At 49.5% G+C, this 12,215-nt stretch carries 11 protein-coding genes; 6 read left to right on the top strand and 5 right to left on the bottom strand.

Annotated elements, in window-relative coordinates; all coding sequences use genetic code 11:
• The 3 genes from ghoS to yjdI form a co-directional block, all read right to left on the bottom strand.
• Positions 1-263: type V toxin-antitoxin system endoribonuclease antitoxin GhoS (ghoS, locus tag E0D98_RS16480; protein ID WP_131890758.1), on the bottom strand; the 263-nt coding region annotated here is incomplete at its 3' end.
• 226 nt (positions 264-489) lie between these two features.
• Positions 490-762: a GNAT family N-acetyltransferase gene (locus tag E0D98_RS16475; RefSeq protein WP_000405647.1), complete on the bottom strand. Its 273-nt coding sequence runs from the start codon at positions 760-762 to the stop codon at positions 490-492.
• An 11-nt stretch (positions 763-773) separates the two neighbouring features.
• Complete coding sequence (gene yjdI, locus E0D98_RS16470) at positions 774-1,004, bottom strand: 4Fe-4S mono-cluster protein YjdI (RefSeq protein WP_000371700.1); 231 nt, start codon at positions 1,002-1,004, stop codon at positions 774-776.
• 180 nt (positions 1,005-1,184) lie between these two features.
• On the opposite strand from yjdI, the gene E0D98_RS16465 reads away from it, so the two are divergent.
• The 5 genes from E0D98_RS16465 to E0D98_RS16445 all read left to right on the top strand — a co-directional run bounded on the left by E0D98_RS16465 (position 1,185) and on the right by E0D98_RS16445 (position 7,919).
• The gene (locus E0D98_RS16465; RefSeq protein WP_001216486.1) at positions 1,185-2,816 is read left to right on the top strand and encodes a sensor histidine kinase; all 1,632 of its coding nucleotides are present in this window, start codon (positions 1,185-1,187) and stop codon (positions 2,814-2,816) included.
• Positions 2,813-3,532, top strand: coding sequence for a two-component system response regulator DcuR (gene dcuR, locus E0D98_RS16460; protein ID WP_021547308.1), 720 nt, complete (start codon positions 2,813-2,815; stop codon positions 3,530-3,532). Before E0D98_RS16465 ends, dcuR begins: the two co-directional genes overlap by 4 nt.
• A gap of 570 nt (positions 3,533-4,102) precedes the next feature.
• A complete protein-coding gene (gene dcuB / locus E0D98_RS16455; RefSeq protein ID WP_000899522.1) occupies positions 4,103-5,443 on the top strand; it encodes an anaerobic C4-dicarboxylate transporter DcuB in 1,341 nt (446 codons plus the stop codon).
• 77 nt (positions 5,444-5,520) lie between these two features.
• A complete protein-coding gene (gene fumB, locus E0D98_RS16450) occupies positions 5,521-7,167 on the top strand; it encodes a class I fumarate hydratase (protein ID WP_131890755.1) in 1,647 nt (548 codons plus the stop codon).
• A 122-nt stretch (positions 7,168-7,289) separates the two neighbouring features.
• The gene (locus tag E0D98_RS16445) at positions 7,290-7,919 is read left to right on the top strand and encodes a DUF2238 domain-containing protein (RefSeq protein ID WP_050877244.1); all 630 of its coding nucleotides are present in this window, start codon (positions 7,290-7,292) and stop codon (positions 7,917-7,919) included.
• A gap of 138 nt (positions 7,920-8,057) precedes the next feature.
• Here E0D98_RS16445 and melB read toward each other — a convergent pair whose 3' ends face one another.
• Both melB and melA read right to left on the bottom strand, forming a co-directional pair.
• A complete protein-coding gene (melB, locus tag E0D98_RS16435) occupies positions 8,058-9,479 on the bottom strand; it encodes a melibiose:sodium transporter MelB (protein ID WP_000028114.1) in 1,422 nt (473 codons plus the stop codon).
• 102 nt (positions 9,480-9,581) lie between these two features.
• Positions 9,582-10,937 carry an alpha-galactosidase gene (gene melA, locus E0D98_RS16430; RefSeq protein WP_000988016.1) on the bottom strand — a complete coding sequence of 452 codons (1,356 nt, stop codon included), beginning with the start codon at positions 10,935-10,937 and terminating at the stop codon, positions 9,582-9,584.
• Positions 10,938-11,219: 282 nt separating this feature from the next.
• Between melA and melR the strand changes: the two genes are divergently transcribed.
• On the top strand, positions 11,220-12,128 hold the full coding sequence (melR, locus tag E0D98_RS16425; RefSeq protein WP_001090758.1) for a transcriptional regulator MelR: 909 nt from the start codon (positions 11,220-11,222) through the stop codon (positions 12,126-12,128).
• The last annotated feature ends 87 nt before the right edge of the window (positions 12,129-12,215 follow it).

Raw genomic sequence — 12,215 nt, 5'->3', positions numbered from 1 at the left:
GTCATAATGTTGAGGTCAAAATCAATATCCGGTAAGTCTAAGCATTTAAGCCTGATTAAATCTTCGATCTCACTTGCGGCTAACGATGTCGTTATTGCGAAAGAATTTTCATTCAATTGTCGTGGTATCCCATATTCATCAGCCACGATAGAAGAGAAATTCATATCATACATCAATGATCTTAACCTTAAGAACACTGAGGAATAAGATGATGGATAATCAAAAGAAACAACATAAGTATTGAACTTGTTTTTACCTTCCATAATATGACTCCTATCAATATTGAATGCTCTGGGGACGCAAAAATTATTAACCCCGATTGATGATTCTCATATAGGAGATATTCTTTTTTTTGCTCAGTAAAGGGGATGACTTGGGACAAAAAAACGCGCTCTCTGCCCATTCTTTGTGCATCCCCCTACCCTTCAGATGCTCTCCTGCATCACTCCGCGGAGAGCATGAAAAATATCGTGACTCTGTACTCTCCCATCAACTGCGAATATCATCATACTCCCGCGTTTTATCAAATTCGTGTTTCGCAAATGGGCATAGTGGGATAATTTTTCGTTTTTCCCGACGCATTTTTTCCACGACTTTCGCAACCAGCTGTTTACCAATCCCCTGCCCTTTCAGGCTTTCATCGACATCGGTATGTTCGATAATCGCTAAATTCTCTCCGGTCGGCACAAAGACAATTTCAGCGATTTGCTTGCCCTGTTCGTCATTAATGTAAAATTTATTGTGGCCTTCGCGTATTTCCATTTTACCCTCGCTTATTTATGACGGTATTTCAGCGCGCCGCTCGGGCACGTATCAATCACTTTAACCACAGTGACGACGTCGACTTCATCCGGCATGATCCACGGCTTTCGTTTGAGATTAAATAACTTGCCGTTGCCACGTACGCAATTGCCAGAATGCTGACATATCGCAGTGTTGAAATAGACATCGATCTTTTCGCCGGTATAACAGCGATAACCCTCGTCCAGTAGCGCCTGATCCATGACTTTCCCTCTCTCATCAGTATGATTATCGCTATAAGCATAGCCCTGGAATCTTCATACAGCACTGGCAGTTTCCGTTGCCAGAGTCTCTTCCCCTATATAGCCAATCATTCTTACTCCCTTTGAATTACCCGCCTCATCAGAGATAATGCTTAAGAAATTTGTCACACAAGGAAGCTGATGAGACATTCATTGCCCTACCGCATGTTACGCAAACGTCCGATGAAATTGAGTACCACAGTGATCTTAATGGTCAGCGCGGTACTGTTCTCGGTGCTATTGGTGGTGCATCTGATTTACTTCTCGCAAATCAGTGATATGACGCGAGACGGGCTGGCCAACAAGGCACTGGCAGTGGCGCGTACCCTCGCCGACTCGCCGGAAATCCGTCAGGGCTTGCAGAAAAAACCGCAGGAGAGCGGAATCCAGGCCATCGCGGAAGCCGTGCGCAAACGCAACGATCTGCTGTTTATTGTCGTTACCGATATGCAAAGTCTTCGCTACTCGCATCCTGAAGCCCAGCGTATTGGTCAGCCATTTAAAGGTGATGACATCCTTAAAGCGCTGAATGGCAAAGAAAATGTCGCTATCAATCGCGGTTTTCTGGCGCAGGCTTTACGCGTATTTACCCCCATCTACGATGAAAATCATAAACAAATTGGCGTGGTGGCGATCGGCCTTGAGTTAAGCCGCGTGACCCAACAAATCAATGACAGTCGCTGGAGCATTATCTGGTCGGTATTATTTGGCATGCTGGTCGGACTGATTGGCACCTGCATTCTGGTTAAGGTACTGAAAAAAATCCTTTTCGGCCTGGAACCCTACGAAATCTCCACGCTGTTTGAGCAGCGCCAGGCCATGTTGCAGTCTATCAAAGAAGGCGTCGTTGCCGTGGACGATCGCGGCGAGGTCACGCTGATCAACGATGCCGCACAAGAATTGCTGAATTACCGTAAGTCGCAGGACGATGAGAAACTGTCGACGCTAAGCCACTCATGGTCACAGGTGGTAGATGTCTCGGAAGTGTTACGCGACGGTACGCCGCGCCGCGACGAAGAGATTACGATTAAAGACCGGCTATTACTGATCAACACCGTTCCGGTGCGCAGTAATGGCGTTATCATCGGTGCCATTTCAACCTTCAGGGACAAAACTGAAGTTCGTAAACTGATGCAGCGACTCGACGGTCTGGTCAACTATGCTGATGCACTTCGTGAACGATCCCACGAATTTATGAATAAATTGCATGTGATTCTCGGATTATTGCATCTGAAGAGTTATAAGCAGTTGGAAGATTACATTCTCAAAACAGCCAATAACTATCAGGAAGAGATTGGCTCTCTGCTGGGTAAGATCAAATCTCCGGTTATCGCTGGTTTTTTAATCAGCAAGATTAACCGCGCGACCGATTTAGGCCATACGCTGATTTTAAACAGTGAAAGCCTGCTGCCAGACAGCGGCAGTGAGGACCAAGTCGCGACGCTGATTACCACATTGGGAAATCTGATAGAAAACGCGCTGGAAGCATTAGGGCCGGAACCCGGTGGCGAAATTAGCGTAACATTGCACTACCGTCACGGCTGGCTGCACTGCGAAGTTAACGATGATGGACCGGGGATCGCACCCGACAAAATCGATCACATTTTTGACAAAGGTGTCTCGACAAAAGGAAGCGAGCGAGGCGTCGGTTTAGCACTTGTCAAACAACAGGTAGAAAATCTCGGCGGCAGCATCGCCGTGGAATCGGAACCCGGGATTTTCACACAATTTTTTGTCCAGATACCCTGGGACGGGGAGAGGTCGAACAGATGATCAATGTATTAATTATCGATGACGACGCAATGGTCGCGGAGCTGAATCGCCGATACGTAGCACAAATCCCAGGCTTTCAATGCTGTGGAACAGCCTCGACGCTGGAGAAAGCCAAAGAGATTATCTTCAATAGCGATACGCCTATCGACCTGATATTGCTCGATATCTATATGCAAAAAGAGAACGGGCTCGATTTACTGCCTGTCCTGCATAACGCGCGTTGCAAAAGTGATGTGATTGTCATCTCCTCCGCAGCCGATGCGGCAACCATTAAAGATTCGCTGCATTACGGTGTCGTGGATTACCTGATCAAACCCTTCCAGGCTTCCCGCTTTGAAGAGGCGCTCACCGGCTGGCGGCAAAAGAAAATGGCGCTGGAAAAACATCAGTATTATGACCAGGCCGAGCTTGATCAGCTAATCCACGGCAGCAGCCCCAACGAACAGGATCCTCGTCGCTTGCCAAAAGGCTTAACGCCGCAGACGTTACGCACGCTGTGCCAGTGGATTGACGCGCATCAGGACTATGAGTTTTCAACCGACGAGCTGGCTAACGAGGTTAACATCTCGCGTGTTTCCTGCCGTAAATACCTCATCTGGCTGGTCAACTGCCACATCTTGTTCACCAGTATCCATTATGGCGTCACGGGGCGTCCAGTTTACCGTTACCGTATTCAGGCAGAACACTACTCACTACTGAAACAATATTGCCAATAACGGATCGCTGGTTATCTGTAAGTAATAATTATTACCGTAATGCAAAATACCCCTGGCACAAGTTACATCCTTCATCAGTAAAACTTGTGCCAGATCAAATATAATTATCCCTCCATCATCGCTAAAAATTAATATCTCTTCAGGTGAACGGTGTTTTTAATTTCAAAACGCTAACAAAAGTTAATTAACTATTATGTCACCCGCATTATGTGTATTTTTACCCACAAATGGGTAGATCAGATTAATCTATAAACCTAATGACATCTGCCCTGAGAACAAAAAATAGACCGATAAATATCAATAAGATAACAGCAAACAAAACATTAACATCTGCGCAGTACAAACTATAAACCCATCGCCAGAGAGTCTTTCTCTCTGAAAAAGCCGCTTATCACAGTGCATAAATTTGCCGCTGCTTTAATCAGCCAATATTCACTGTGAGGTATTTGCTAAAGCCGGTAACGACCAAACGGATATTTAGTCAGGCTCTGAAAACAGTTCATACAAAACAGAACGTGACTGTGATCTATTCAGCAAAAATTTAAATAGGATTATCGCGAGGGTTCACACATGTTATTTACTATCCAACTTATCATAATACTGATATGTCTGTTTTATGGTGCCAGAAAGGGTGGTATCGCGCTGGGTTTATTAGGCGGTATCGGTCTGGTCATTCTGGTCTTCGTCTTCCACCTTCAGCCAGGTAAACCACCAGTTGATGTCATGCTGGTTATCATTGCGGTGGTGGCGGCATCGGCGACCTTGCAAGCTTCGGGCGGTCTTGATGTCATGCTGCAAATTGCCGAGAAGTTGCTGCGCCGCAACCCGAAATATGTCTCAATTGTCGCGCCGTTTGTGACCTGTACACTGACCATTCTTTGCGGTACGGGTCATGTGGTTTACACCATTCTGCCGATCATCTACGACGTCGCCATTAAGAACAACATCCGTCCGGAACGTCCGATGGCGGCAAGTTCTATCGGTGCACAGATGGGGATTATCGCCAGTCCGGTGTCGGTTGCGGTCGTGTCTCTGGTTGCAATGCTGGGTAATGTCACCTTTGATGGTCGCCATCTTGAGTTCCTCGACCTGCTGGCAATCACCATTCCATCGACGTTAATCGGTATCCTGGCGATCGGTATCTTCAGCTGGTTCCGCGGTAAAGATCTGGATAAAGACGAAGAGTTCCAGAAATTCATCTCCGTACCGGAAAACCGTGAGTATGTTTACGGTGATACCGCGACGCTGCTCGATAAAAAACTGCCGAAAAGCAACTGGCTGGCAATGTGGATTTTCCTCGGTGCAATCGCTGTAGTCGCACTTCTTGGTGCTGATTCGGACCTGCGTCCATCCTTCGGCGGCAAACCGCTGTCGATGGTACTGGTTATTCAGATGTTTATGCTGCTGACCGGGGCGCTGATTATTATCCTGACCAAAACCAATCCCGCGTCTATCTCAAAAAACGAAGTCTTCCGTTCCGGTATGATCGCCATCGTGGCGGTGTACGGTATCGCATGGATGGCAGAAACCATGTTCGGTGCGCATATGTCTGAAATTCAGGGCGTACTGGGTGAAATGGTGAAAGAGTATCCGTGGGCGTATGCCATTGTTCTGCTGCTGGTTTCCAAGTTTGTAAACTCTCAGGCTGCGGCGCTGGCGGCGATTGTTCCGGTCGCGCTGGCGATCGGCGTTGATCCGGCATACATCGTGGCTTCAGCACCGGCTTGCTACGGTTATTACATCCTGCCGACTTATCCGAGCGATCTGGCAGCGATTCAGTTTGACCGTTCCGGCACCACCCACATCGGTCGCTTCGTCATCAACCACAGTTTTATTCTGCCGGGGTTGATTGGTGTGAGCGTATCGTGCGTCTTCGGCTGGATCTTCGCCGCGATGTACGGGTTCTTATAAATGCACTTTGCGTGCCGCCCGTGACTACGCGGCACGCCATTTTCGAATAACAAATACAGAGTTACAGGCTGGAAGCTATGTCAAACAAACCCTTTATCTACCAGGCACCTTTCCCGATGGGGAAAGACAATACCGAATACTATCTACTCACTTCCGATTACGTTAGCGTTGCCGACTTCGACGGCGAAACCATCCTGAAAGTGGAACCAGAAGCCCTGACCCTACTGGCGCAGCAAGCCTTTCACGACGCTTCTTTCATGCTCCGTCCGGCACACCAGAAACAGGTTGCGGCTATTCTTCACGATCCAGAAGCCAGCGAAAACGACAAGTACGTGGCGCTGCAATTCTTAAGAAACTCCGAAATCGCCGCCAAAGGCATGCTGCCGACCTGCCAGGATACCGGCACCGCGATCATCGTCGGTAAAAAAGGCCAGCGCGTGTGGACCGGTGGCGGTGATGAAGAAGCGCTGTCGAAAGGCGTCTATAACACCTATATCGAAGATAACCTGCGCTATTCACAGAATGCGGCGCTGGACATGTACAAAGAGGTCAACACCGGCACTAACCTGCCTGCGCAAATCGACCTGTACGCGGTAGATGGCGATGAGTACAAATTCCTTTGCGTTGCGAAAGGCGGCGGCTCTGCCAACAAAACGTATCTCTACCAGGAAACCAAAGCCCTGCTGACTCCCGGCAAACTGAAAAACTTCCTCGTCGAGAAAATGCGTACCCTCGGTACTGCAGCCTGCCCGCCGTACCATATCGCGTTTGTGATTGGCGGTACGTCTGCGGAAACCAACCTGAAAACCGTCAAGTTAGCAAGCGCTCACTATTACGATGAACTGCCGACGGAAGGGAACGAACATGGTCAGGCGTTCCGCGATGTCCAGCTGGAACAGGAACTGCTGGAAGAGGCCCAGAAACTCGGTCTTGGCGCGCAGTTTGGCGGTAAATACTTCGCGCACGACATTCGCGTTATCCGTCTGCCACGTCACGGCGCATCCTGCCCGGTCGGCATGGGCGTCTCCTGCTCCGCTGACCGTAACATTAAAGCGAAAATCAACCGCGAAGGTATCTGGATCGAAAAACTGGAACACAACCCAGGCCAGTACATTCCACAAGAACTGCGCCAGGCCGGTGAAGGCGAAGCGGTGAAAGTTGACCTTAACCGCCCGATGAAAGAGATCCTCGCCCAGCTTTCGCAATACCCGGTATCCACTCGTTTGTCGCTCACCGGCACCATTATCGTGGGCCGAGATATTGCACACGCCAAGCTGAAAGAGCTGATTGACGCCGGTAAAGAACTTCCGCAGTACATCAAAGATCACCCGATCTACTACGCGGGTCCGGCGAAAACCCCTGCCGGTTATCCATCAGGTTCACTTGGCCCAACCACCGCAGGCCGTATGGACTCCTACGTGGATCTGCTGCAATCCCACGGCGGCAGCATGATCATGCTGGCGAAAGGTAACCGCAGTCAGCAGGTTACCGACGCGTGTCATAAACACGGCGGCTTCTACCTCGGTAGCATCGGCGGTCCGGCGGCGGTACTGGCGCAGCAGAGCATCAAGCATCTGGAATGCGTCGCTTATCCGGAGCTGGGTATGGAAGCTATCTGGAAAATCGAAGTAGAAGATTTCCCGGCGTTTATCCTGGTCGATGACAAAGGTAACGACTTCTTCCAGCAAATCGTCAACAAACAGTGCGCGAACTGCACTAAGTAACCTCTTCGGCCCAGCGCCTGGCAGCATGCTGCCAGGTGATCCCCCTGGGCCACCTCTTTTGCGATTGTAATTTCACGCTTGCTGGTGAATAGTCAGTATTTTCCCTGATTTGCGAACTCACCATGACCCGCACACTCAAGCCGTTAATTCTTAACACCGGCGCACTGGCGCTAACGTTAATCCTGATTTATACCGGCATTTCGGCCCATGACAAACTCACCTGGCTGATGGAAGTGACACCGGTGATTATTGTCGTGCCGCTACTGCTTGCCACCGCTAAACGTTATCCGTTAACGCCGCTGCTCTATACGCTCATTTTCTTTCACGCCATCATCCTGATGGTCGGCGGGCAATACACCTACGCGAAAGTCCCCGTTGGTTTTGAGGTGCAGGAATGGCTGGGGTTGAGCCGTAATCCGTATGACAAGCTGGGGCATTTTTTCCAGGGGCTGGTGCCTGCACTGGTGGCACGAGAAATTCTCGTGCGCGGGATGTACGTGCGCGGACGTAACATGGTGGCGTTCCTGGTCTGCTGCGTGGCGCTGGCGATAAGCGCGATGTATGAATTAATCGAGTGGTGGGCGGCGCTGGCAATGGGCCAGGGAGCGGATGATTTTCTCGGCACCCAGGGCGACCAGTGGGACACGCAATCCGATATGTTCTGCGCGCTGCTTGGCACATTAACGACGGTGATATTCCTCGCTCGCTTTCATTGCCGCCAGCTACGGCGCTTTGGCTTGATAACCGGATAACAACGTGCGCTTTGTTGATGCCGGATGCGGCGTGAATTCCTTATCCGGTCTACAAAATTTGCAAATCCAAAGCATTACATTAAGACGTGGCCTGATAAACATATCGCATCAGGCCATTTTCGTTAGCTATTGTCCACGTCAGGCTTTCACATCACTCACTGCACCGACCGGAATATCAGCATGAACAGGCTCGGGCGGTACTTTGCGATATTTATCCAGCAGATGAATCTGGATCCTGCGCAGCGTGTCGCCATTGAGGCGATAGAAACGGAAGTAGAGAATCAGCGTTACCATGAAAAACAGAGTTGGTAGAGCAATCATAATAAACTGCATACCTAATAGGGCTTGCGTAGACTGTTCAACATTCGGTACATAGCCAATCATCCCTAACACAACCGCAATGAAAAAAGCCGCAAAGGCTGAACCGCCCTTCACCACCATAGTCTGCACGGAGTAAGCGATACTTTCACAGCGTACGTGCAGTTTATATTCACCGTAATCAACGGTATCTGCCACCATGATGACCTGTAATACCCAGAAAAGCGCCGTTCCCACATTCAGCAAAATACCCGCAATCACAATGAGGACGACGTTGTGATAGCTCATTAATGCCATTAACAGGAGAACACCACAGCTTAACACCGGAAGAATAGATGCTCCGGCCCATAAAATGCGTCGGGATAATGATTTAACTAAGCGTGGGAAGAATACTAACGTCACCAGGTTAGCAGCTCCCGCATACGACAGATAATAGGGGAACAAATCCGCATCACCGATAACATATGAGAAATAATAGATAGCAAATCCGGTAATAATGTTGCTGGCTACATTATAAGCAAGAGCCATACCCAAGAGGCATGAAAGCTGATCGTTTTTATAAATTAGCGCAACGATGGCTTTAAGTGTCAGATGGCTTCCTTCAGCAGACGGTTGATTGTCTGACGAAAAGACTTCATGCACATTGCGCAGAGTGATGATGGTTGAAACAATAAAAAAGGCGATCAGTACCAGAGTGAACATCTGAAAGCCAAATCCCCGATCGCCACCGCCGACATAATTAACAAATGGTAGCGTCACACCTGCCGTAACAAAGCCTGCCAGACTGGCAAAAAAACGCGGATAAGGAACCAGTTGTTCGCGCTCACGTTTATCGAGCGTGATGGTTGGAACCAGCGACCAGAAGGGAATATCCATAATGGTGTAAGTCATGCCCCAGAGGATGTAGGTCACGCAAACAAAGACAATCTGAGTAGTACCTTCAAACAGATGCGCACTAAAGAGGAGAAATAAGATTACAGAGTTTGCCAACGTACCGATCAGGATCCAGGGTTTGAACTTACCCCATCGCGATCGCGTAGCATTTACAATCCATCCCATAATCGGATCGTTAATAGCATCCCAGATCCTCGCCACCAGAAACAAAGTACCGACCAAACCCACAGACAGCCCGACGACATCGGTGTAGTAATACATGAGGTACATATACACAATGCCGATCGCAAAATCCTTCCCGAACGCTCCAAATCCATAACTGAGTTTTGTAGTCATTGAAATGCTCATAGGGTATCGGGTCGCTGTTACCAACGCCCGCCTTCTGTTATTGGTATCGTCAGAGGTGTGCGCCGGAATAAATCCCCCGGCGCAGTAGCGTTTAGTCGCGTTTTAACGGTGCAACCAGCCTGGCAGCCAGTCGCCGTGGGCGGCAATCAGGTCGTCAACAAGAGCATATATTTCATCAATGCCCAGCACGGCAGCAGTATGCGGGTCCATCATCGCGGCGTGGTAAACACGGTCGCGATTTTCCGTAAGAATAGCTTCGGTCAGCAGCGTCTGTACGTTGATGTTGGTTTGCATCAGGGCGGCCAGATGCGAAGGTAGCGTACCGACTTTGGTCGGCTGAATGCCATTAGCATCAACCAGACAGGCTACTTCCACGCAACATCCTTGTGGCAGGTTATCAATCAAACCATCGTTACGGACGTTGCCGTAAATCACACTCGGCTCGCCAGTCCAGATAGCGTTCATAATTGTGCTGGCATATTCCCGTGACGGTTTAATATCAATCCGGGAGGCGTTTTTATACTCCTCCAGCTCTTTATGCCAGTTCGCCAGCTGCTCGACGCAGCGTTTCGGGTACTCATCCAGCGGTACTTTATAACGCTCAATCAAATCCTCACGACCTGGCTTAATAAACCACGGTGTGTACTCAGCAAAATGTTCTGACGATTCCGTGACGAAGTAGCCCAGCTTTTTGAACATTTCGTAGCGCACAATATTCTGGCAGCGAGTATTGCCATGAATATTCGGCTTCGGTGCCTGCCCTGCTTCATAAGCCGCCAGCAGTTCCGGGTAGAGATTCACATAACTGCCGTCGGCGGTTTTGCGCTCCAGCTCCAGGTAAAACGCCATATGGTTGATACCTGCGCAACGGTAACGCAGCGTAGCTGGGTCGATATTGAGGTCACGCGCCAGCTCTTCCGCCGTTCCCTGCACCGAATGGCACAGCCCGACCTGTTTGATATGCGGATAGCGGGCATACATCGCCCAGGTATTCATCGCCATTGGGTTAACATAGTTGAGCATGGTGGCATCGGGGCAGACTTCCGTCATGTCCTCGCAAATTTGCCACAGATGCGGAATGGTACGTAGCGCGCGCATAATACCGCCCGGCCCCAACGTATCGGCAATGGTTTGTTCCAGACCATGCCGCTTACAGACCTCGAAATCAGTCACCGTGCAAGGTTCATAACCGCCAATCTGAAATGCCACCACGACAAAATCGGCATCCTCTAAGGCTTCTTTCTGTTGGGTGTGGCAGGTGATTTTGCCGCTGGCCCCTGCTGAATCCATCAGCTTACGCACCACAATATGCGACTCTTCCAGGCGGGTGGGATCAATGTCCATCAGGGCAATATGCGCCGTTTTCAGCGCCTCGCGATGGAACACATCACCAAGAATATTTTTAACGAAAATCGTCGAACCAGCGCCGATAAATGTAATTTTGGGTGCAGTCATCATGCAGATCTCCTGGCTTGCTTGAATAACTTCATCATGGCAGGCGAATCTGCAGAAAACCTCCGGCTTCCAGGTTGAGCATTCCCATAAACTCAGATCCTGCGTGAAGCAGCAGTAAATCTGAGTTTATGGTAATAAGTTACCTGAAAAGCAGAGTTTTCGGCCTCATGATGCTCGGACGCTCCCCTCGCCTCTCTGGGAAGAGGGTGAAAACCGTGCTCCCACTCGCAGTCATCCTCCCTCACTCCTGCCATAATTCTGATATTCTAGGAAAGAGAGCCATCCATGAATACAGATACGTTTATGTGCAGCAGCGACGAAAAACAGACCCGCAGCCCGCTGTCGCTGTATTCGGAATACCAGCGGATGGAGATTGAGTTTCGCGCACCGCATATCATGCCCACCAGCCACTGGCATGGTCAGGTCGAAGTGAATGTGCCTTTCGATGGCGATGTGGAATACCTGATCAACAATGAAAAAGTGAATATCAATCAGGGTCATATCACGCTGTTCTGGGCCTGTACACCGCACCAACTAACAGATACCGGAACCTGTCAGAGCATGGCGATTTTTAATCTGCCGATGCATCTGTTTCTCTCCTGGCCGCTGGATAAAGACCTGATTAACCACGTCACTCACGGCATGGTGATCAAATCACTGGCCACACAGCAACTTAGCCCGTTTGAAGTGCGCCGCTGGCAGCAGGAATTAAACAGTCCGAACGAGCAAATTCGCCAGCTCGCCATTGATGAAATTGGCCTGATGCTCAAGCGATTTAGCCTCTCTGGCTGGGAACCGATTCTGGTCAATAAAACCTCGCGCACACACAAAAACAGCGTCTCGCGCCATGCGCAATTTTATGTTAGCCAGATGCTGGGCTTTATTGCCGAGAACTATGATCAGGCGCTGACCATCAACGATGTGGCTGAGCACGTCAAACTTAACGCCAACTATGCAATGGGGATATTCCAGCGGGTCATGCAATTGACGATGAAACAGTACATTACCGCGATGCGCATCAACCACGTTCGCGCGTTACTGAGCGATACCGATAAAAGTATTCTCGATATTGCCCTGACGGCAGGCTTTCGTTCAAGTAGTCGTTTTTACAGCACGTTCGGCAAATATGTCGGCATGTCGCCGCAACAATACCGCAAACTTAGCCAACAGCGCCGCCAGACGTTTCCCGGCTAAAGACGATATCAGTATCAGCCAAAAAAATAGTTTAGCCGTCGATAATAAGCAGTGAAAATAATTTAAAATAATCACATAACGCATTGT

Origin of the sequence: Escherichia sp. KCJ4928 (assembly GCF_004352695.1) — a bacterium.
Lineage (GTDB): Bacteria > Pseudomonadota > Gammaproteobacteria > Enterobacterales > Enterobacteriaceae > ECMA0423.
Note: the sequence above shows the minus strand (reverse complement) of the source record. Positions and strands in the feature narration are given on the sequence as shown.